We start from the raw sequence: 20,513 nt of genomic DNA, 5'->3' as shown, positions 1-20,513 counted from the left end.
TCACAATTTTATTTTGAATTTCCTAGAAAGGGAGGTCGTCTTCCGGTTCCGGCTCACTCACATGAGCGGTATTTTCAATGGGCTTTGTTCCAGGGTTGCCGGAAATTGGTCTTTGTTCCTGAGGAGTATTGGATTGTGCATTGGACATACTTTCACTTTTAGTGGAAAGAAAGGTGAAATCCTGGACCTGTATTTCCGTAGAATACCGGGTATTACCGTCTTCACCTTGCCATTGGCGCGTTTTTAATCGGCCTTCCACATATATTTTATCTCCTTTACTCAAGTACTTTTCACAAATCTCAGCGGCCTTGTTCCGAACAACAATATTATGCCATTCCGTATTGGTCACCTTTTCACCGGTTTGTCTGTTGGTATATGTCTCGTTGGTAGCAATTGGAAACCTACCTATGCAACCTCCTCCTTCAAAATAGTGCATTTTAACTTCATCGCCCAAATGCCCTATCAACATTACTTTATTCAATGTTCCACTCATGCTCTTGTATTATGTTTTTTGATTGAAATCAAAAATACGAATTTTTGAATGCTTTTATGAAATCCGAAATTAAAACCGGAACGGGATAACTGTCCAAATCTTCCAATGAAATCCCATTCTCAAGTTCAACATTACTCTCTATAATCCAAAATCTTGTATATAAATGTTGGTGTGAGAGCTTATGCACTATTAATGATTCGTTATACGAAAGTAATCGAAAGGAATCGTCACCGGATACCATTTCCTTTAACTCCTTCCTTACCTCTTTCTCATTTAATTGGTTTTCCGACTCCAAAAGTGGAAATTCCCAAAGATTTTGCCATATTCCTTTTCCCCTTCGCTGATTCAATATCGTTTTATTATTTGGGTCCAACCAAACCAAATAATTGAAATTTCTTTTTCTAACTTTGGTTTTGTTTTCTTTTATGGGCAGTGTTTGTACTAAATTCTTTTCTAATGCCACACAGCTTTCATTTAATGGACAAAGCAGGCAATATGGTTTTTTAGGAGCACATTGTATCGCCCCGAATTCCATAATCCCCTGATTGTAATCCCTAATATTTTTCCGGCCCATGACTTCCGTGGCAAGTCTTTTGAAATATTTTATCCCTTTAGTACTGTTGATGGGAATAGCTACCCCGAAATGACGTGCAAGGACGCGATATACATTTCCATCCACCACTGGCTGTGGCTCATCAAAACAAATGGACGCTATGGCACTGGCCGTATAATCCCCAACACCCTTGAGTTTCAAAAGTTCATTATAGGAATTAGGGAAGCGACCATCATACTCGTTTACCACGATCTTAGCGGTTGCATGTAGATTGCGCGCTCTGGAATAATACCCTAGTCCCTGCCAGAGTTTCAAAACCCTTTCTTCTGATGCATTGGCCAAATCTTGTACATTGGGAAAATTTTCAATGAATTTTAAATAATAGGGTTCCCCTTGTACAACACGCGTTTGTTGAAGAATGATTTCCGAAAGCCAAATTTTATAGGGATCCCGTGTACTTCTCCAAGGCAAGCTCCGTTTATTTTCTGAATACCAATTAAGAATTTTTTGGGAAAAAGACATCTATGCAAATACTAATGTGCAAAAGTAGCTGTTTATATACTTAAAATTAGCTCGTTAAGGGGAAAGATTCAATTTAATTTATATATTTGCAAGCCGAAAAAACATACTGAAAATCTAATTATTAAAGATGACGAAAGCGGAAATTGTTGCGAAAATCTCAGACAAACTGGGAATTGAAAAGGGAGATGTCCAAGCCACTGTAGAATCCTTTATGGAAGAAGTTAAATCCTCGTTGGAAAGTGGGGACAATGTTTACTTGAGAGGTTTTGGAAGTTTTATTATTAAGACTAGAGCCGAAAAAACAGGCAGAAATATCTCCAAAAATACCACTATAAAGATACCGGCCCACAACATTCCGGCATTCAAGCCCGCAAAGGTTTTTGTAGAAGGGGTTAAAAGTAACGTTCAGGTCAAATAACATATTCAATTAAAAGGAGAACTTTATGCCGAGTGGTAAAAAACGAAAAAGACATAAGGTTGCTACCCATAAACGCAAAAAGCGGAGGAGAGCAAACCGACATAAGAAAAAGTAGTTTTTGCGACTACTTTTTCATTTTAATACGTTCATTGACATAGAAATTCCCAAAAGAATTTCGACGGGTTTGTACAACCTGTTTTAATAATTGTTCAATCAGCATATCCGCTATTTTGTAAGGATGTGCTATAAATAAAATCAGGTGAATAGAGAATTAATCGTAAGATCTAGTTCCGATGCCGTCGATTTTGCCCTGTTAAAGGATGGAAAGCTCACCGAATTGCACAAAGAAGAGGACAACAACGATTTTTCCGTTGGAGACATCTTTTTAGCCAAGGTGCGTAAGCCCGTAACCGGCCTCAATGCTGCATTTGTAAATGTAGGTTATGAAAAGGATGCGTTTTTGCACTACCATGACCTGGGCCCACAGCTCTCTTCCATGCTAAAGTTTATCAAAAAGGTAAGCACTGGAAAACTAAGGGACTACTCCTTGAAAAACTTTCCATTTGAAAAAGACATTGATAAACATGGTAGCATAAACGATGTTATCAAAGCCAATCAATCCTTGTTGGTGCAAATTGTTAAGGAGCCTATTTCTACCAAAGGCCCAAGGATAAGTTCCGAACTTTCCATAGCCGGGCGATATCTGGTAATGGTTCCTTTCTCCGATCGTGTTTCCGTCTCTCAAAAGATAGGGAGCAACGAGGAAAAAGATAGGCTTAAGAGACTTGTAAAGAGCATTAAGCCCAAAGGTTTCGGGGTCATAATCCGCACAGTGGCAGAAGGCAAAAAAGTGGCAGAGCTGGACAAAGATTTAGAAAACTTGCTGAACAAGTGGTCAGCAATGTGTAAAAAATTGTACAGAGCGCGAACACCCTCAAAAGTATTGGTGGAACTCAATAGGGCCTCAAGTATACTGCGGGATGTTTTCAATGATTCCTTTACAGGAATCCATGTTGATGACGAAACGCTCTACGGACAAATTCAGGATTACGTACAGGAAATTGCATCAGGAAAGGAATCCATTGTAAAGCTCTATAATTCGTCCGTTCCTATTTTCGAAAAATTTGGAATAGAACGGCAAATTAAAACTTCCTTTGGCAGAACGGCCTCTATGAGTAAAGGAGCTTATCTGATCATAGAGCATACGGAAGCTTTGCACGTCATTGACGTGAACAGTGGCAACCGATCCAACAAAGCCAAAAATCAGGAGGATACGGCCTTGGAGGTAAACCTTCTGGCCGCTTCGGAAATTGCAAGACAACTACGTTTGCGAGATATGGGCGGCATAATTGTGGTAGACTTCATTGATATGGTAAAGGCACCGCATAGACGCAAGCTTTTTGACCATCTAAGAGATGAAATGAAGGACGACCGGGCCAAGCATAAGATTTTGCCTCCTAGTAAATTTGGTCTTGTCCAAATAACACGGCAACGCGTAAGGCCGGAAATGAATATCAAGACTACCGAGGAAAATCCCAATGGCAACGGTCAAGAGGTTGAAGCTCCGATAGTTTTGATAGACCGGATAAATTCCGATTTGGAAAAACTCCTGAAAGGGCCGGCAAAGGATAACAGCATTACGCTGAATATTCATCCATTCATTGCGGCATACCTTTCCAAAGGTTTTCCATCCATCCGTTCCAAGTGGTTCTTGGAACACAAAAAGTGGATAAAAATACAACCGAGAGATGCTTATACGTATCTAGAATATCGTTTTAAAAATAAAGACGGCAAAACCATTTATTAAAAAAGCGACCCCAAATTGGGGTCGCTTTTTTTGTTTGCTATTTTTGTCAAATGTTTTTTACCCATACCCTCTCTGAAGCTACTAAAAAAATGGAGCGCTATTGTGCCTATCAGGAGCGCTGTCATAAAGAGGTGGTATCCAAATTAAAAGAAATGCATATGATTCCCGAGGTCATAGATCAAATTATGGCTCACTTAATCTTGGAGAACTACCTCAATGAGGAACGTTTTGCGAAAAGCTTTGCCCGAGGAAAGTTTAGCATAAAAAAATGGGGACGAAACCGTATCCTAAAAGAGCTGAAACTGCGCAATATTTCCAAGTATAATATACAAACGGCACTCCAGGAAATTGATGAGGAGGACTATAAAAAAACCTTGGATACCTTAGCAAACAAAAGAGTAGAACAGTTGACCGGAAAAAGTCTTCAGGAAAAGCGCAGAAAACTGGCAGATTATCTGCTCTATCGAGGTTGGGAGAATCATCTTGTTTATGATAAGATCCAAACCTTATTAAAAGAACATCACCTTTAACAATTTGGCCGAGAATTCATTCAACCGAAGTTTAACCGTATTCAAAAAATGCATCGGAGCTCATGCCCGAATACGCTTGTTAGTCTCATGAATGGCTTCTTCATTCTTCCAATCTATCCACTTTTGACCTTTAAGCTTGCGCATTAGGCCATCATAATGCCGCATTATAAGGATGTTGTATATGGCCCGGGTAACATTCCTGGGGTTACGCGCCATGGCCCTTAGGCTCATAGAAAATCCCGGGGTAAGATATTTCATGTAATGCCAGTATCCCTCAGGCATATAAAGCACTTCGCCATGGTTTAAACTTGTTCTATAACCCGTTGCATGTTTCAAGGCCGGCCATTTTTCAAAATCTGGATTGGAAAAATCAATACTTTCGTGCGTAATCAAGGAATGTGGAATTTTATAAAGATACTTGGTTTCCTTCCTTGAAAAAAGGATACAGTCCTTTTGACCTTCAAAGTGAAAATGGAAGATATTGGCCAAATCTATATCATAATGCATAAAGGTATGGGAATCCTTTCCACCAAAAAAAAGCATGGGCAGACCTTTCATGAACCGAAGACCTAAATCGGGGTAATCGAAGTCATCTTGAAGTTCAGGAATCTCCTTTAGGATATTCCAAAGAAAAATGCGGTACTTCGTAGGTGTTGTTTTCAATAAGTCGATATAATCCGACATATTCATCCGTGCATGCGGTTCGTTAAATCCGTCTTTGTGATGCACGGGCCTGTCATCATATAAAGGAACTATCTTATTCCTTGCAACTTTCCGCATATACTCCAGGTTCCATTTGGAATACGCGGGCCAGCCAAGTGTACATTCCTCAATGACAACCGGTTTTTGGGGTTTAAAATAGGTTTCCATAAACTCTTTTTTGGTAAGAGTTTTAGCTCTGGGGATGTCCTTTAATTCCAACGGTATTCAGGTTATTTAAACATCAAAGGTAAAAAACCTTACAAAATGCTTTCCTAAAATTAACCTTTGATTAAGAGACTACTGGACAATTTTCGACTTCGCTTTTGCAGCTTCATTGCGTTCAATAGTATGTCCGGGACGTGTCCATTTAGGCTTTTCGCCCAAGCCCTGTAGTGCTGAATCCGATGCCTCAACGGTCTCTGGTTGATCATGCTTTTCGAAGGGTTTCTGACTGTTGAGTCCAAGCAAGGCGAACATTTCCATATCCTCGTTTACATCCGGGTTTGGTGTGGTCAAGAGTTTATCCCCGGCAAAAATTGAATTGGCCCCGGCAAAGAAACAAAGTGCCTGCCCTTCCCTACTCATTTGGGTACGGCCTGCCGAAAGTCGCACTTGAGTCTCGGGCATTACAATTCGCGTGGTGGCCACCATACGTACCATATCCCAAATGGCCACTGGTTCAATATCCTCCATAGGAGTCCCTTCCACAGCTACCAGTGTATTAATCGGTACGGATTCCGGCTGAGGGTTCAAAGAAGACAATGCAACGAGCATCCCCGCACGATCCTCCAATTTTTCCCCCATACCAATAATACCTCCACTACAAACCGTGACATTACTTTTTCTAACATTATCTATAGTCTCTAAACGGTCTTCAAAGGCACGTGTTGAGATAACGTCTTTATAGTAATCTTCCGAAGTATCTAAATTATGGTTGTAGGCATAAAGTCCGGCTTCAGCTAAGCGCTTGGCTTGATTTTCCGTGAGCATCCCCAAAGTACAGCAGACTTCCATATCCAATTTGTTGATGGTACGCACCATTTCCAGCACTTGATCAAATTCAGGACCGTCCTTTACATTTCGCCACGCGGCTCCCATGCAAACCCTTGAGCTTCCAGATTCCTTTGCCCGCAATGCCTGTGCTTTAACATGGGAAACCGACATAAGATCATTCTTCTCAATATCCGTATGGTATCTAGCCGCTTGTGGACAATACCCACAATCCTCAGAACATCCGCCCGTTTTAATCGACAATAAAGTGGAAACTTGCACTGTATTGGGGTCGTGATGTTTTCTATGTACGGTTGCCGCTTCATACAGCAATTCCATTAGTGGTTTGTTGTATATATTTAGAATTTCTTCCTTGGTCCAGTCATGTCTAGTATTGTTCATAACATTGAATTATATCTGAATCAAAATTAACTAATTAAAATAAGCCGCTAAGGAACAACATCAGCATTGGCTAAAATATGATATTTGTTTGTTTTTGGTCATCCCTTATTCAAAGAATTTAAGTTGTATACCATACTCATGATAACCAAGGCAACAACATGCTTAACCCAAAGGTTTTCTATTAAAAAGTGATATTTTCTAACTTTTGAGGTCTTTCCTAGAGCTATACCAATTTCACGACCTAGTCCAGGTAAATCCTAATATTTATTCCGTATCCTTGGGGTCTTTTTTTGGCTTTGTATTCTTCTCTGTTTCAGGGGAAACTTCTTCGTTATCCACGGCTTTTCCCTTTAAATATTCGGGAAGCTGCATACCAGCCATATTAAACATCTCTTGCAATGGAGGTACGGACTTGTACATACCAGAAATGAAATTAGCTGTTGAGCCTTTACCATCGGTAGTCTTGGCCCCCGAGTCCCATACAGTAACCTTATCGATTTTAATATTCTTTATCGCCTCGGCCTGGGTTTTGACCAATTCTGGAAGTTTATCCGCTATTAATAAGAGTACTGCATCCTTTGGATCGTTACCAGCGGCCTTTACTATTTCATCCAAACCTTGTGCTTGTTTGGTCAATACTTCAAAAAGCCCTTGAGCTTCTGCCTGTGCCTTAAACAAAATAGCATCCGCTTCTCCACGGGCTTGCCGACGTATCTTCTCCGCTTCGGCCTCAGCATCAATCTCGACTTTCTTTTTATCAATTTCAGCAGGTACGACGATATCTGCAATCTGTGAAGAGCGTTCGCGCTCGGCCCTTGCTATTTCTGCATCCTTTTCAGCCGCATAAGATTCTTCCAATGCCTTGGCCGACTGTACCTTTTCAGCGGCTATGGCCGTGCGCTCGGCTTCTGCCTCACGCTGCCGTCGTAACGAATCGGAATTGGCCACATCTATTTTAGCTATATTCTCTCCTTCAACGGCCTGGGCATTTGCAGCGGCCACCTGAGTACGCTCATCTTGCAGGGCATTGGCTTCACCAATGGATCCATCCCTATTCTTTTCCGCTACCGACTTACGAGCTGCATTTATGGCATGGGCCGCAGCTTCTTTACCCAATGCTTCAATATAACCGGATTCATCAACAATGTCGGTAATATTTACATTAATTAATTTAAGCCCGACTTTCTTTAATTCCGACTCTACACTTTGTGAAATGTTGGTCAAGAATTTATCTCTATCCGAGTTAATCTCTTCAATATCCATTGAAGCTACGACCAAACGCAATTGTCCAAAGATAATTTCCTGGGCCAATTCCTGAATTTCATTTTGGCCAAGGCCCAAAAGACGTTCGGCGGCATTCTGCATAATTCCAGGCTCGGTAGAAATACCAATGGTAAAACGTGAGGGTACATTAACACGAATATTCTGTTTACTCAATGCATTTACCAAACTCACTTCGATCGAAATCGGAGTTAAATCCAAAAACTGATAGTCCTGGATAACCGGCCAGATAAATGCGGCACCACCATGAATACACTTGGCCGAACTGCCGCCGCCCACTTTTCCGTAAACGACAAGGATACGATCAGACGGACAGCGTTTATACCTTCGGATGAAGGAGATGATAATTATAAAAAAGAACAGGATGGCAAAGCCAATAGCTAATAAAGAGGCACTACCTCCCAATTGTAACGGTAATAGAAGCATATGGTTATTTATTTAATAGTTCAACAATTAGCAAACCGTTTTCCGTGATAGCCTTAACACGTACGACGTTACCTAAAACGAGATCTTTTTCCTCATCGGTAAGTGCCTCCAATTCTCGTAAAGTACCCTGAACGGTAATACTTACCTTGCCAATTTTGGAGCGACCGGCACCGATGGTCAGATATACTTCACCAACTTGGTTTAAAGCACTTTTCAACCTCAAGGTTCCGCTGCTCTGTAGTTTTCCCAGATAATAAAAGAGTGAGGCCATGGCAAGCATCATCAATAATCCGCAGATTACCGAAATTAAAACAGTAAGCCCTTTAGACAAACCTTCATCAAGACAAGCGATTCCAGACCAACCGAAAATGGTCAAAAAGCCCATCAAATTTTTAAAAGATAAGAATTGGAACCCAATACCATAATCACCTTCTACATCGGCATCCACATCGCCAGCATCCATATCTTCAGTATCACCGCCCAACAAAGTAAGAATAAGGAGGATAGTTAAAATTGCCGAAGCGATGAGGGCAACGACCCAATAAATTTTTTCAAATAAAGTCAGAGCTGTAAACCATTCTTCCATATATTTTTAGTTTTCTTGTTAAGAATTATAAGATAGTACCTTTTTCAAAATTAGGGAGGTATCTCAAATTGAAAGTAAAATACTTACTGCATTTCCTCCAAATCCGACAGAATTAACCATTACTTTTCGAATCTTTGAAGGTATCTTGAAATCTTCGGCGAAGGGTACTCTTATAACTTCTTGATGTTGCAACATTAATATGGCCATTTCGATACTCAACATGCCTGAAGCTCCAAAAGTGTGGCCTACTATCCATTTATTGGTAGTTAAAAAAGGTGTTTTGTTACAAAAAACCTTCTTAATAGCTTTATATTCCGACAAATCTCCCTTAATTGTTCCAGGTGTATGCATCACGATTACGTCAACGTATTCTGGGGCTAAATCATTTAAAGCCATTTCCATAGATCGCTGAAAACAATGAGCATCACTTGAAATGGAAACATAATGCTCCAAAGGTTCCGTAGCATATCCGATGCCTTCAATAACTGCCAATGAATTATGACGAACCCCTTTTTCCAAACAAGCAATAGAGGCTCCTTCGCCCAATACCATTGAATTTTTCCTTTTCTCCATATCCAAAGCTCTACAAGGGTAAAAAGTATGCCCTGTGGTTGCTTGGCCATTGGCATATATTTTTAAGGCCTTCATTTGGGCCAAGGTAAATGCTGTGAGGGGAGCTTCACTGCCTCCTACCAAAAACCTATCGGCCATACCACTATTGATCCAGGCCATCCCGTTCAACACTGCATGTAAGGCGGTGGAACATGTAATGGAATGTGAAATTTCGGGGCCCTTCGTTTTTAGATCGTGTGCTATCCAAGAGGAAATATTACCCAAAGTTGTTGTTGGTGAGGAAAGTGGGGAAACTTTGCCGGTTTCCCTAAAGTTCTCATGATACTTTTCAAAAAGTGTCGTTGCGCCACGGGAAGACCCTATATTAATACCAAAGTCATCTCCTTGTTTCCATCCAGCTTTTTTTATGGCTTGTCTAGAAGCATACAAGGCATACAGCACGGTATCATCCAGGTTTTCGTATTTAGCATCGGAACTTCTTAGGAGATTAATGGCGCGCTTTGCTTTTTGTGATAGTGGAGCCATCCAGTCGTCATGATTGCCCAAACTTCTTTTTTCAAAAAGATGTTTCTCCTTCCGGTAACTATCCCAGACATCGTCGGTTGATTTTCCCAATGAAGAAATGGAAGAAATTGCAGTTATGGTAATCTGTTGTTCTGGCATAGCTTTAAGGGAATTCAAATACTATCCAGAGCACTTTTTATAGTACTATAAACCTTTTCCAACTGTTCATCCAAAATAACGTAAGGCGCCAAAATGTAAATAGTGTTTCCGAGAGGACGCAAAAATACACCTTTATCCATAAAATATTGGAAGAGTCTGTCCCTAAGATTACCGTAGCGTTCCGTTTGCACATTTAAATCCAAAGCAAAAATAGTACCGCATTGTCGGATAGAAGCTACAAGACGATGCGTCTTGATTTGTTGGCCAAAATCTTCATGTGATTTTATGATACGTTGAATATTATTTTGGATTTCTTCTGAGCATAATAGCTCTATTCCGGCCAAAGCCGCAGTACAGGCCAAAGGGTTGGCCGTATAGGTGTGGCCATGGAATAAGCCTTTGGTTATCTCATTGCTGTAAAATGCGCTATAAACCTTACTTGAACAACTGGTAATGGCCATGGGCATTAATCCAGCGGTCAAGGCCTTGGACAGGCAGATAATATCCGGTGGAGTGGTCAATTGATCTGATGCAAAAAAGGTTCCCGTCTTCCCGAATCCTGTCATGACCTCATCTGCAATAGTCAACACTTCATTCTGCTGTAACAGCTCAAGAATACGGTCTAACCCCTCTGCGTCATGTATTTTCATTGCTGCGGCACCCTGCACAAGTGGTTCATAGATGAAGCCCGCTATATCCTGTTTCCCTATCCGTATTTCCAGGGAGGCCAAGATACGCTCGATATTGTCTTTTGTAGGCACCGGAATTCGTTCCACATCAATAAAAAAATCCTCAAAAGGACCATTGTAAACGGATAGCCCGGAAACGGACATTGCACCAAAGGTATCCCCATGGAACCCTTCTTCAAAAGCCAAAAGCACCTTCCTTTTGTCCCCTTTGTTGAAATGGTATTGCAGTGCCATTTTTATCCCAATTTCAACAGCTGTGGACCCGTTATCGGAAAAGAATAATTTTTCCTGATTCCGCGGTAAAATCTTAATCAGTTCCTCGGATAATCCTATGGCCGGCTCATGTGTAAAACCACTAAATACCACTTGGTCCAACCGAGACATCTGTTTTTGTACCTTTTCCAGGATAAAGTCATTGCAATGCCCATACATACAGGTATACCAAGAGGCAATACCATCAATATATTCCTTGCCATTTTCATCGTACAAAATTGCTCCCTTGGCCCTTACAATTCCTAAAGTATTAGGATGGGTCTTGTGCTGGGTCAGTGGATGCCAAATGTGTTTCTGGTCTCTTTTGGAGAGATTTTTAGCTGTCATTGAATTTGATAAATCGCCTTTTTATCTATCTTGCGGTGATGGGAATCAACCCCAAACGGATGCTGCGCAAAGTTATAACATCTCTTACTCCTAAATACCATAAACTCAAAGACAAATCTGTTTTTATTTTGCTGTTCGCAGCTTCGTTTTTTATACGGTTCCCATTTTTCTTTAGGGACTATATAGATCGTGACGAAAGTACCTTTATTCTTATGGGACAATCTTGGGTAGATGGTTATTTACCTTATATGGAACTTTGGGATTTAAAACCGCCCATCACCTACCTTTTTTTTGCCAGTAGTATCTATGCTTTTGGAAAGAGTTTTTTGGCCATCCGTTTCTTAGGCACCCTATTGGTGGTTATTACGGCCTTTTTTACCTACAAAATAGGGAAAGAGGTAAGTTCCAAAAAATTGGGTTTTTGGGCAGCAATGTTGTGTGTTGCCCTACAAAGTCTTTTTGGAAGTTTGCAAGGAGTAATGTCGGAGCACATTTGTATGGCCTTTTTTATGCCGGGACTCTACCTACTTATAAAACAGAAAAAACTATTTTGGGCAGGGCTATCCGGAATCCTTATGGGGCTAACGATCATGACCAAATTGAACATGGCCTATGTTGTGCTCCTCTTAGGGATATACTTTCTTTATAGTTATATAAAAAGAAGGGAGTATCCCAGGGGAATACAATTCTCTTTTTTATTTGCCGGTGGAATTTTTATGGTGGTGTTCCTCACCATATTGCCCTATATTATTACAGGCAACCCGGAAGCTTGGTGGAAATCGGTTATCCTTGCGCCATTGGAATACACGGATGCGCGGCGGTATTCCATTCTTAAGATGGCACCTACATTCCTTCTTATCAGCATCTTTTTCTACTATTCCTGGAAAAAGAAGCTGTTGGACTTTAGAGCCGTAACAATCCAAATTTTGGTTATTGCCATTTTAGGCATACTACTTTCTTTTATCAAAGGTGGAAGAATCAATAGTCACTATTTAATACAGCTACATCCAGTACTGATAGTTCTGGTAAGTATGGTTGTGGGCAAGATCCTCGTATTTCAAAAATTCGATTATAGACCCTATTTGTTCTTTTTTTCATTGATGTTGCCTTTAGAAAGCTATTTGGAGTACTATTCCGTTGCAAGGAACAAAATGGAACGCGGCACTTTCTTTAATGGTGAGGGGTTCACCGTACCTCAATACATTGTCAATAATCAAATGGATACTCAAAATATTCTTTTTCTGGGCTATCACATAGGCTATTGGGTACTGGATGTAAAACCGCCCACAAAAGCCGCTACGCATCCCAGCAATATCTGCAGGGACGAATTATTTCCTTTTTACGACAATCCAAGAAGCTCATCTTTGCAAGAACTACAGTATATACTTGAGGAATTACAACCTAAGACTATTGTTGTACGGAAAAATAGATTGGTGTTCGACAAAAAGGAAGTTGAAGAAAACGAATATATTGATGCCTACCTAAAGAAGCATTATGAGATTTTCGCTACGGTTGACAAAGCGGAAGTACTTAAACGTCTACAGTGATTCCAAGATATGTTGGAATTTATCGGCATACTTTTTAATAGTTTCTTTATCAAAATCGGTTTCTTCTTCAATTCTGCCGATTAAGGATACCCCCGTCTTATGAAGTATTATGTTTTCTGTATGTGGATTGGCATCCCCGCTAAAAATTACCGAAACCTCGTATCCCTTTTGTTGCAACCAACGAATAGTCAACAGGGAATGGTTGATACTTCCCAAATAATGTCGGGAAACCACCACCACCTTATAATTGGGCATTATGATATCTAAAACTGTATCTTCCTCGTTTAAGGGAACCAGTAAGCCTCCTGCACCTTCAATAATTAAATGATTATCTGTTTCCGGCTCAACGATATGTTGCCTATCAATTCGGATATCATCTATTTCGGCTGCAGCATGGGGGCTCATAGGAGACGTTAAATCATAACTGCTTTGATGAATTACACTTTTGGTATTTGAAATAAGTCGATGAATTTTGTGGCTATCTGTATTATCCAATTCCCCTGCCTGAACCGGTTTCCAATAATCTGCCTCTAAGGCCTCCACAATTATGGCCGAAGCGATAGTCTTTCCTACATCGGTAGATATTCCAGTAACAAATATTCTCTGCATTCTTAAGGTTTTGTAATCATACCACAATTTAGGCATTTGTACTTTCTTTTTTCAAAAAAAGGAAAGAGTTTGTGGAAAAGACCTTTGCTTTCATAGTAGGTCTCCGATTTTTGGGCCTTACAATTGGGACAAATAACAGGATTTCCATATTTATCCAAAGCATAGGAACGAATTTCATCATAAATGGCCTTGGCCCTTTCTTTGTCCCTACTGTATACTTGAACCCTAACCCCACCAATGGCACTGCTTATCAATGGATCGGAATTCAAGGTGTTTTCATCTTTTAGAAAAACAGGGACACCCTCCGATTCCAATTTACCTTTCAATACTTGAACATCAGCAGGGAATTCAAAGGAAGCCAACGTGTAAAATTTCTCAGCCATTACCTCGTAAATTATGGGATAGTATTTCCAAACACTTCTTAATTTCCTTCCTGGTGTTGAAACTATGTAAACAGAAACGAAGCCTTTCCTTTCCTTTCGGAACGGTTGGGGAAAAAATGGGTCTCACGTCAAAACCAGTATCTTGTATTTTTTTGGCAACTGACTTCACTTGATGATTTCCCGGTAGTATACAACACTGAATTGCCGAATGGCTCGGTATAAATAGAGAATTAAGCCCTTTCATATGTACCATATCCTTAAAATAAGCAATATTCTTGGTGAGTCTTTGCCTGGCATCAGCTCCTTTAGAAGATTCCAAATGATTGTATGCCTCCATAATCGTTGCCACCGAATGTGGTGACAAGGCGGTTGTATAGATAAAGCTTCGGGCAAAATTTACCAAATAGTCCTTTAGTTCACTACTCCCTAAGACTGCTGCACCGTGACAACCTAAAGCCTTACCGAAAGTAATGATGCGGGCAAATATTTCTTTTTGAAGTCCCAACTCATCAACTTTGCCTTTGCCCATTTCTCCAAAAACACCTATTGCATGTGCCTCATCAATAACAAGATTAAATCCGTTTTGGATACAAAATTCTGAAAACCTCTTCAAATCCGGGGAGTCTCCGTCCATAGAGAAGACCGATTCAGTAACGACATAAATCTGCGGCTCATTAATACTTTGTGGACGCTTGAAATTACATTTACTTTTTAAATCCTCCAGATTATTATGCTTGAACTTATAGCTTTTGGCATTACCCATTTTAATGCCGTCCCGGATACTGGCATGAATAAGTTCGTCATAAAAAACAAAATCGCCACGTTGGGGAATCGAGCTAAAAAATCCTACATTGGCGTCATAGCCAGAACTAAAGACCAGTGCGGAGGACACCTCATGAAATTTTACCAGGGTTTCCTCTAATTCCGCATACAATTTGTGATTACCGGAAAGTAAACGAGATCCCGTAGCACCATTTGATGCCGCTCCCATTTTTTTAAGGAGCTGAAAAGACTTTGAAAAAATCGTCCTGTCCCCGGCAAAACCCAAATAGTCATTGGAGGTAAAATCCACCAAGTCCAAAGGTGCCGTTAAGTTTCTAATGAAGCTTTCTTCCTTTCTTTCTAAAAGTTTCGCCTTTAATTTCAGAGGAAGTTTGACCATATTCAAATTTACTACCTTTATTAAAACTTCTTGACATGGTCATCTACAAAAGGACTTCGAAAGAAGGTGAATTGATTCAGATTTTAGAGCTACAAAGGCAAAACTTACCTGTATCCCTGTCAATGGAAGAAAAGCATAGGGAGGGCTTTGTAACGGTATCCCATTCCCTTGACCAATTAAAGGAGATGCATCAGGTCTGCCCCCACATCATCGCAAAGGACAAGAATAGAGTAATTGGCTATGCCCTATGTATGCATCCGATGTTTGCCGAAACCGTACCTGTTTTGAGACCGATGTTCCACGAAATCGAGACCATGGTTTCTAAAGGTGATAAGTATATGGTGATGGGGCAAATATGCATTCACAAGAAGTATCGTAAAAAGGGTGTTTTCCGAAAATTGTATCAAACTATGAAAAGTGAATTGTCCCCCGAGTATCCAACGATCATTACAGAAGTAGATACAAAGAACGAACGTTCCTTAAAAGCACATTATGCGGTTGGTTTTAAAGATTTAAAAAGGTATCATTCTGTCAATCAGGAATGGCAACTGATTTCACTTGACTAAAAACTTTCTTCGTTTTGGAAAGCTAATTTAGTAAAGTCCATAAACAAGGAAACGAAATAATCTCTTAATCCGCCAAAACGATAATCTTGTTGTCCTTCATTTCTACAGTACCACTGGTAATGGAAAGAACAGTTTTTCCGGTGGCATCTTTGGTAAACTTATCTTGATAGGACTCATCGATGCTTATATTGCCATCAACCTTTACATGTCCTTGTTGCAACAATGAAACGATAGGCGCGTGATCCGTCAACATTTGGAATTCCCCGTTGATGCCTGGGACGGTTACCGAAACAACTTCCCCGGCGAACAATGTAGCTTCAGGTGATACGATTTCTAAATACATCTTTTGTCTGTTAGCAGTTGACAGCGGCAGTTGGCAGTATCTAAACACTGCATACAGCTACTGCTTACTTATTCTAAGCCTCGGCCAGCATCTTTTCACCTGCTTCAATAGCTTCTTCTATAGTTCCTTTAAGGTTAAAGGCAGACTCCGGTAGGTGATCCAATTCACCGTCCATAATCATATTAAAACCTTTTATGGTATCTTTTATATCTACCAAAACCCCAGGTGTGCCAGTAAACTGTTCTGCTACATGGAACGGTTGTGACAAGAAACGTTGTACACGTCTTGCCCTACCCACGGCCAGTTTATCTTCTTCGGAAAGTTCTTCCATTCCCAGGATAGCAATGATATCCTGAAGCTCCTTATAACGCTGTAATAACTCTTTTACCCTTTGGGCACAAGCATAGTGCTCTTTTCCCAAAATTTCAGCAGTCAAAATCCTGGAGGTAGAGTCCAAAGGATCCACAGCCGGATAAATTCCCAATTCCGCTATCTTACGGGACAATACCGTTGTGGCGTCCAAGTGGGCAAATGTCGTAGCCGGAGCAGGATCTGTTAAGTCATCCGCAGGCACATAAACAGCTTGTACGGATGTAATGGAACCTCTTTTTGTAGAGGTGATCCTTTCCTGCATGGCCCCCATCTCCGTGGCCAAAGTTGGCTGGTAACCTACTGCCGAGGGCATACGTCCCAATAGAGCGGATACCTCAGAACCTGCTTGGGTAAATCGGAAAATATTGTCAACAAAGAAAAGCACATCCTTTCCTTGGCCTTCCCCTGCACCATCACGGAAATACTCTGCAATGGTCAATCCGGAAAGAGCTACACGGGCTCGGGCACCTGGAGGTTCGTTCATTTGACCAAAAACAAAGGTAGCCTTGGACTCCTTCATTGCTTTTTTATCTACCTTGGACAAGTCCCATCCTCCTTCTTCCATGGAATGTAGAAAGTCATCCCCATATTTTATAATGCCAGATTCCAACATTTCACGAAGCAAATCATTTCCTTCCCTAGTTCGTTCCCCGACCCCTGCAAAAACAGAAAGTCCGCCATGCCCTTTGGCTATATTGTTAATCAATTCCTGAATCAATACCGTTTTTCCTACCCCTGCACCACCGAACAGTCCAATTTTACCTCCCTTGGCGTAGGGTTCGATCAAATCGATTACCTTGATTCCAGTAAAAAGAACTTCAGTGGAAGTGGAAAGATCTTCAAACTTGGGTGCTTCACGGTGAATGGGCAGACCGTTCTTTCCTTCCTTGGGCAAATCTCCCATACCATCTATAGCATCTCCTATTACATTGAACAAGCGTCCATAAATGTCCTCGCCTATGGGCATTTGAATGGCATTTCCCGTAGCAAGGACCTCAGTGCCCCTACTTAATCCATCCGTAGAATCCATGGAAATGGATCTAACCGTATTTTCCCCAATGTGTGATTGCACCTCCAAAACTAGTTTGGATCCGTCCTTGTTATCGATTTCCAAGGAATCATAAATTTTGGGAAGGTCTGATCCTGATTCAAATTCAACGTCCACTACCGGACCTATGATCTGGGAAACTTTACCTGTAATTTTTGACATTACTTCTATGTTTATGCATTAGGGTTAAAGATGGCTGTACAGGGCCTATGTTTTTCAGGCTGCAAAGATATGGTATTCCGTTTTAATTGAAAACTTCTTCTTATTCTTTTTTGGTCAAAAAAAGGGCGTCCGAAGACACCCTTTTATCCCATATATTTCAGAACAAAATTATGGGTTTATTGTCCAAGACAGATAATAGATGGATCCAACGAGTCCTGTGCCCACAGCAGTGAAATATTCGTTGGCCAGGAGGTTGGATCCCCCAATTTTGAAAACCGATTTTATTTTTGGTATTGAATAATTGATTTGGGCATCCAAAACGGTATATGCCGGCACATCCCCATCCGCAAAGGAGGCCTGCCAGAAAAAGGCATCGCTCCATCTATAATTTACATTGAATCCAAAATTTTTGAACAACTCTTCGTTTCCAAAAGATGCTTTCACTTTATGCTTGGGCGTATTAAAGCCAGGTCGGAAGTCCGGGTCGGAAGCTTCGTCAAAATCAAAATCTGCAAAAGTGTAATTCACTCCCAAATCAAAATTGCCGAGAATCCTTGTATTTACTCCTAAGGTAGCACCATACGAGTTTACATTCGCAGTGGAATTGGTATAGGCCTGAAATTCTTGGCTATCCCCATTTCTTATTTCCGTAGCAGATGCTTGTAGATTGGTCTCATCCTTGGAGAACGTCACAATTACCCTTTCGGTGGCTATGAAATCCTGGAATGTATTGTAATACCCACTTAAATCAATGGTGAATTTTCCGATCTGCCCGCGATACCCCAATTCGAAGGCGGAAATTTGTTCTGGCGTTATGGGATCAGGATTACCTGCTTCCAATAACGAGGTGTCGGCAAAGTTAGAGGCCCTAAAGGCATTTACCGAGCTTTTTGAAAAAGAGTTTTCGTACGTATCCCTAGGTACAAAAACCCCGGTGTTTCCCGTATTGTTATTGGTTACCGAAAATGTACGTTTTTCGAGATTGTCCGGTGCCGAACCTACTAAGATTACGTTCCCCAAATCCAACCCGATAAAAAGATCCTGAGTAGTGGGGTTCCGAAAGCCGGTTTGGAAGGAGGCACGGAAGTTATGGTTTCTTTTGGATCCGGCGGTATAGGCCAATGAAGCCCTTGGGGACAGGAAGCCATCAAAAAATTCATTCTTGTCATATCGTATAGAGCCGGTGAACTTTAATCTTTCATCTAGAAATTGTTTTTGAATCTGCGTATACAGTCCAAATTCCTTATATGGAATGGATCCATCCAAATCCGTAAAGATCGTTCCTTGCGAATTGAGTACATACTCCCTAAAAGAGCCGCCTACCTGAATATCCGCAAAATTCTTGGTCAAATGGCTAAAGTTATAGTTTGCATCAATATGACTCAGTTTTGTATTATCGATGAAGCGTGAACCGGTAGCCAGATCCCCATCTGAAATTACAGCGTTGAACGCGTTTTGAAATTGGGGAGTTCCAGGAACCAATCTTCCGGTATCCGCCGCCTGCCTTGCGGCTGCATGGGCCGCTTCGTCATCTAAAAGCACCCCGGTTCCTACGCCTAATTTAGCCCCGGCAAATGTGGCCACATAGTCCCCAAACCACTGGGTATTGGACTTCCACCTGTTATTGATATTTATTCCCGTGAAACGCATATCGTAGGAGTTACCGGCGTTTTCCGATGTGATATAACCTCTTAGAAAAAAGTTGTTGTTCTTGAACTCCAACTTATGCTGTTGCAGTATAAAATCATCTATATAATATCTACTGGCTCCATGAAAGATAGTGGAACCGCGACCTATCCTACCATTATATATAATCTCGAAATCATCTCCGAATGGCCTGTAGTGCAACGCACCATCAAACTTTACACTTTGGGCACCATAATCGGTCAAATCCTGTTCCGCATAACCCGTCCTGGAAACCACGGCCGAACCTAAGGTTCCGGATGGAAATCCTGTAGCGGCATCAAAGTCTATGGGTATGGCAACCTCATCGCCAAAAACATTTAATCCGTTGTAGGCCGGATTACTTCTGTCGGCTCCAGGAATACTTAAATCTTCTTCATTTACGGCAAACCAGTCCGTACCTTCTAAAATGGAGAAATTGGCCTTTACGGCAAATTTATCGTTAAATGCATGGGCCACCCTTATGCCAATATCATAGTATGAATTGTCTCCAGCGGCCTCCTGGGAAGTAAACCCGGTTTTCCCATAAACGCTTATCCCTTGAAAATCAAAGGGACTTTTACTTCTCATGAATAGGATACCATTAAAGGCATTCGCTCCGTATAATGCCGAAGAAGCTCCTGGTAATATCTCCACACTTTGCACATCCAACTCGTTCATTCCCACCAAATTTCCCAAAGCAAAATTCAAAGCCGGGGAAGAATTATCCATCCCATCTACCAATTGTACAAATCTTGAATTATCCACTGCGGCAAAACCTCTGGTATTCAGGGACTGGAAAGTTAAGCTACTGGTGTTGATATCCACACCTTTTAAATTTTCAAGTCCGCCATAAAATGAGGCGGATGAGGCATTTTTAATATCCTTTATTCCAAAACGCTCCACGGATACCGGGGATTCGAAAATACGTTCTGGTGTTCTGGAGGCAGAGATGACCACTTCATCCAAAAAAGTTTGAGCCTCCGAAAGTACAATAGTCAACGTTTCATTATTTTCTGCAACATTTGCAGAGCCATCCGAATACCCTAAACTCGTAATTCTTAACTGAAAAGGGGGGACTTCCGATGTTTCCAAGGTAAAAAACCCATCAAAATCCGTAACGGTGCCTATTGTCTTATTGACAATAACTACATTGGCCCCCGGTATGGGTTGATCGTTCTGATCTACCACTTTTCCATTTACCGTTGTTTGTGAGAAACCAACCGTCACAAGCATCAGCATGGATAACAATAGTGTTGTTCTCATGTTAACTTTGAGTTAAATTAGTTTGTAGGGCAAGATACAGATTTTTACAAAGGAACAGTCATAAAATGAAAAAAATTATGCATGCATAATATAATTATTGTAAAAAAGTCTTGAGTAAAATAGGAAATCAATAATTTGAAAAGAAAAAAGCCACGGAA

At 40.9% G+C, this 20,513-nt stretch carries 19 protein-coding genes; 5 read left to right on the top strand and 14 right to left on the bottom strand.

Annotated elements, in window-relative coordinates:
- Positions 1–22: 22 nt before the first annotated feature.
- Positions 23–493 (bottom strand): single-stranded DNA-binding protein, encoded by a 471-nt coding sequence (locus tag D7Z94_RS04660; RefSeq protein WP_120710343.1) that lies wholly within the window; start codon positions 491–493, stop codon positions 23–25.
- 28 nt (positions 494–521) lie between these two features.
- The gene (gene mutY / locus D7Z94_RS04655) at positions 522–1,568 is read right to left on the bottom strand and encodes an A/G-specific adenine glycosylase (protein WP_120710342.1); all 1,047 of its coding nucleotides are present in this window, start codon (positions 1,566–1,568) and stop codon (positions 522–524) included.
- Between the two features lie 127 nt (positions 1,569–1,695).
- Here mutY and D7Z94_RS04650 point away from each other — a divergent pair, with 127 nt between their 5' ends.
- The 3 genes from D7Z94_RS04650 to D7Z94_RS04640 all read left to right on the top strand — a co-directional run bounded on the left by D7Z94_RS04650 (position 1,696) and on the right by D7Z94_RS04640 (position 4,323).
- Positions 1,696–1,986, top strand: coding sequence for an HU family DNA-binding protein (locus D7Z94_RS04650; RefSeq protein ID WP_120710341.1), 291 nt, complete (start codon positions 1,696–1,698; stop codon positions 1,984–1,986).
- 259 nt (positions 1,987–2,245) lie between these two features.
- Positions 2,246–3,793 (top strand): Rne/Rng family ribonuclease, encoded by a 1,548-nt coding sequence (locus D7Z94_RS04645; RefSeq protein WP_120710340.1) that lies wholly within the window; start codon positions 2,246–2,248, stop codon positions 3,791–3,793.
- Between the two features lie 89 nt (positions 3,794–3,882).
- Positions 3,883–4,323 carry a regulatory protein RecX gene (locus D7Z94_RS04640; RefSeq protein WP_317125762.1) on the top strand — a complete coding sequence of 147 codons (441 nt, stop codon included), beginning with the start codon at positions 3,883–3,885 and terminating at the stop codon, positions 4,321–4,323.
- Positions 4,324–4,383: 60 nt separating this feature from the next.
- Here the strand turns inward: D7Z94_RS04640 and D7Z94_RS04635 are convergent, their stop codons facing one another.
- From D7Z94_RS04635 to bioA, 6 genes are all read right to left on the bottom strand, one after another.
- A complete protein-coding gene (locus tag D7Z94_RS04635) occupies positions 4,384–5,193 on the bottom strand; it encodes a cupin-like domain-containing protein (protein ID WP_394347406.1) in 810 nt (269 codons plus the stop codon).
- 129 nt (positions 5,194–5,322) lie between these two features.
- Positions 5,323–6,417: a biotin synthase BioB gene (gene bioB, locus D7Z94_RS04630; RefSeq protein WP_120710337.1), complete on the bottom strand. Its 1,095-nt coding sequence runs from the start codon at positions 6,415–6,417 to the stop codon at positions 5,323–5,325.
- Positions 6,418–6,681: 264 nt separating this feature from the next.
- On the bottom strand, positions 6,682–8,124 hold the full coding sequence (locus D7Z94_RS04625) for a flotillin family protein (RefSeq protein WP_120710336.1): 1,443 nt from the start codon (positions 8,122–8,124) through the stop codon (positions 6,682–6,684).
- Positions 8,125–8,128: 4 nt separating this feature from the next.
- Complete coding sequence (locus D7Z94_RS04620) at positions 8,129–8,710, bottom strand: hypothetical protein (protein WP_120710335.1); 582 nt, start codon at positions 8,708–8,710, stop codon at positions 8,129–8,131.
- A gap of 63 nt (positions 8,711–8,773) precedes the next feature.
- Positions 8,774–9,946 (bottom strand): beta-ketoacyl synthase N-terminal-like domain-containing protein, encoded by a 1,173-nt coding sequence (locus tag D7Z94_RS04615; RefSeq protein WP_120710334.1) that lies wholly within the window; start codon positions 9,944–9,946, stop codon positions 8,774–8,776.
- 14 nt (positions 9,947–9,960) lie between these two features.
- Positions 9,961–11,235 carry an adenosylmethionine--8-amino-7-oxononanoate transaminase gene (bioA, locus tag D7Z94_RS04610; protein ID WP_120710333.1) on the bottom strand — a complete coding sequence of 425 codons (1,275 nt, stop codon included), beginning with the start codon at positions 11,233–11,235 and terminating at the stop codon, positions 9,961–9,963.
- A gap of 59 nt (positions 11,236–11,294) precedes the next feature.
- On the opposite strand from bioA, the gene D7Z94_RS04605 reads away from it, so the two are divergent.
- Positions 11,295–12,782 (top strand): ArnT family glycosyltransferase, encoded by a 1,488-nt coding sequence (locus D7Z94_RS04605; protein WP_120710866.1) that lies wholly within the window; start codon positions 11,295–11,297, stop codon positions 12,780–12,782.
- On the opposite strand, the gene bioD is transcribed toward D7Z94_RS04605, so the two are convergent.
- From bioD to D7Z94_RS04590, 3 genes are read right to left on the bottom strand one after another with little or no spacing between them, the layout of a single operon-like run.
- Complete coding sequence (bioD, locus tag D7Z94_RS04600) at positions 12,774–13,391, bottom strand: dethiobiotin synthase (RefSeq protein WP_120710332.1); 618 nt, start codon at positions 13,389–13,391, stop codon at positions 12,774–12,776. The genes D7Z94_RS04605 and bioD overlap by 9 nt on opposite strands.
- Before the next feature lie 2 nt (positions 13,392–13,393).
- Positions 13,394–13,774 (bottom strand): putative signal transducing protein, encoded by a 381-nt coding sequence (locus tag D7Z94_RS04595; RefSeq protein ID WP_120710331.1) that lies wholly within the window; start codon positions 13,772–13,774, stop codon positions 13,394–13,396.
- A complete protein-coding gene (locus D7Z94_RS04590) occupies positions 13,767–14,936 on the bottom strand; it encodes an aminotransferase class I/II-fold pyridoxal phosphate-dependent enzyme (RefSeq protein WP_120710330.1) in 1,170 nt (389 codons plus the stop codon). Before D7Z94_RS04590 ends, D7Z94_RS04595 begins: the two co-directional genes overlap by 8 nt.
- A gap of 35 nt (positions 14,937–14,971) precedes the next feature.
- Here D7Z94_RS04590 and D7Z94_RS04585 point away from each other — a divergent pair, with 35 nt between their 5' ends.
- Positions 14,972–15,502, top strand: a complete 531-nt coding sequence (locus D7Z94_RS04585; protein ID WP_120710329.1) for a GNAT family N-acetyltransferase — start codon at positions 14,972–14,974, stop codon at positions 15,500–15,502.
- Between the two features lie 64 nt (positions 15,503–15,566).
- Here D7Z94_RS04585 and D7Z94_RS04580 read toward each other — a convergent pair whose 3' ends face one another.
- The 3 genes from D7Z94_RS04580 to D7Z94_RS04570 form a co-directional block, all read right to left on the bottom strand.
- Complete coding sequence (locus D7Z94_RS04580) at positions 15,567–15,845, bottom strand: F0F1 ATP synthase subunit epsilon (RefSeq protein WP_120710328.1); 279 nt, start codon at positions 15,843–15,845, stop codon at positions 15,567–15,569.
- A gap of 73 nt (positions 15,846–15,918) precedes the next feature.
- Positions 15,919–17,427 carry a F0F1 ATP synthase subunit beta gene (gene atpD, locus D7Z94_RS04575; protein WP_120710327.1) on the bottom strand — a complete coding sequence of 503 codons (1,509 nt, stop codon included), beginning with the start codon at positions 17,425–17,427 and terminating at the stop codon, positions 15,919–15,921.
- A gap of 168 nt (positions 17,428–17,595) precedes the next feature.
- A complete protein-coding gene (locus D7Z94_RS04570; RefSeq protein ID WP_120710326.1) occupies positions 17,596–20,355 on the bottom strand; it encodes a TonB-dependent receptor in 2,760 nt (919 codons plus the stop codon).
- Positions 20,356–20,513 lie beyond the last annotated feature (158 nt).

Source organism: Ulvibacterium marinum (assembly GCF_003626755.1).
Lineage (GTDB): Bacteria > Bacteroidota > Bacteroidia > Flavobacteriales > Flavobacteriaceae > Ulvibacterium > Ulvibacterium marinum.
Note: the sequence above shows the minus strand (reverse complement) of the source record. Positions and strands in the feature narration are given on the sequence as shown.

Bases quoted from the DNA above. Each gene is read 5' to 3' on its own strand.
- D7Z94_RS04660 (WP_120710343.1), bottom strand. From the start codon at position 493: ATGAGTGGAACATTGAATAAAGTAATGTTGATAGGGCATTTGGGCGAT.
- mutY (WP_120710342.1), bottom strand. From the start codon at position 1,568: ATGTCTTTTTCCCAAAAAATTCTTAATTGGTATTCAGAAAATAAACGG.
- D7Z94_RS04650 (WP_120710341.1), top strand. From the start codon at position 1,696: ATGACGAAAGCGGAAATTGTTGCGAAAATCTCAGACAAACTGGGAATT.
- D7Z94_RS04640 (WP_317125762.1), top strand. From the start codon at position 3,883: ATGGAGCGCTATTGTGCCTATCAGGAGCGCTGTCATAAAGAGGTGGTA.
- D7Z94_RS04635 (WP_394347406.1), bottom strand. From the start codon at position 5,193: ATGGAAACCTATTTTAAACCCCAAAAACCGGTTGTCATTGAGGAATGT.
- bioB (WP_120710337.1), bottom strand. From the start codon at position 6,417: ATGAACAATACTAGACATGACTGGACCAAGGAAGAAATTCTAAATATA.
- D7Z94_RS04625 (WP_120710336.1), bottom strand. From the start codon at position 8,124: ATGCTTCTATTACCGTTACAATTGGGAGGTAGTGCCTCTTTATTAGCT.
- D7Z94_RS04620 (WP_120710335.1), bottom strand. From the start codon at position 8,710: ATGGAAGAATGGTTTACAGCTCTGACTTTATTTGAAAAAATTTATTGG.
- D7Z94_RS04615 (WP_120710334.1), bottom strand. From the start codon at position 9,946: ATGCCAGAACAACAGATTACCATAACTGCAATTTCTTCCATTTCTTCA.
- bioA (WP_120710333.1), bottom strand. From the start codon at position 11,235: ATGACAGCTAAAAATCTCTCCAAAAGAGACCAGAAACACATTTGGCAT.
- D7Z94_RS04605 (WP_120710866.1), top strand. From the start codon at position 11,295: ATGCTGCGCAAAGTTATAACATCTCTTACTCCTAAATACCATAAACTC.
- bioD (WP_120710332.1), bottom strand. From the start codon at position 13,391: ATGCAGAGAATATTTGTTACTGGAATATCTACCGATGTAGGAAAGACT.
- D7Z94_RS04595 (WP_120710331.1), bottom strand. From the start codon at position 13,774: ATGGCTGAGAAATTTTACACGTTGGCTTCCTTTGAATTCCCTGCTGAT.
- D7Z94_RS04590 (WP_120710330.1), bottom strand. From the start codon at position 14,936: ATGGTCAAACTTCCTCTGAAATTAAAGGCGAAACTTTTAGAAAGAAAG.
- D7Z94_RS04585 (WP_120710329.1), top strand. From the start codon at position 14,972: ATGGTCATCTACAAAAGGACTTCGAAAGAAGGTGAATTGATTCAGATT.
- D7Z94_RS04580 (WP_120710328.1), bottom strand. From the start codon at position 15,845: ATGTATTTAGAAATCGTATCACCTGAAGCTACATTGTTCGCCGGGGAA.
- atpD (WP_120710327.1), bottom strand. From the start codon at position 17,427: ATGTCAAAAATTACAGGTAAAGTTTCCCAGATCATAGGTCCGGTAGTG.
- D7Z94_RS04570 (WP_120710326.1), bottom strand. From the start codon at position 20,355: ATGAGAACAACACTATTGTTATCCATGCTGATGCTTGTGACGGTTGGT.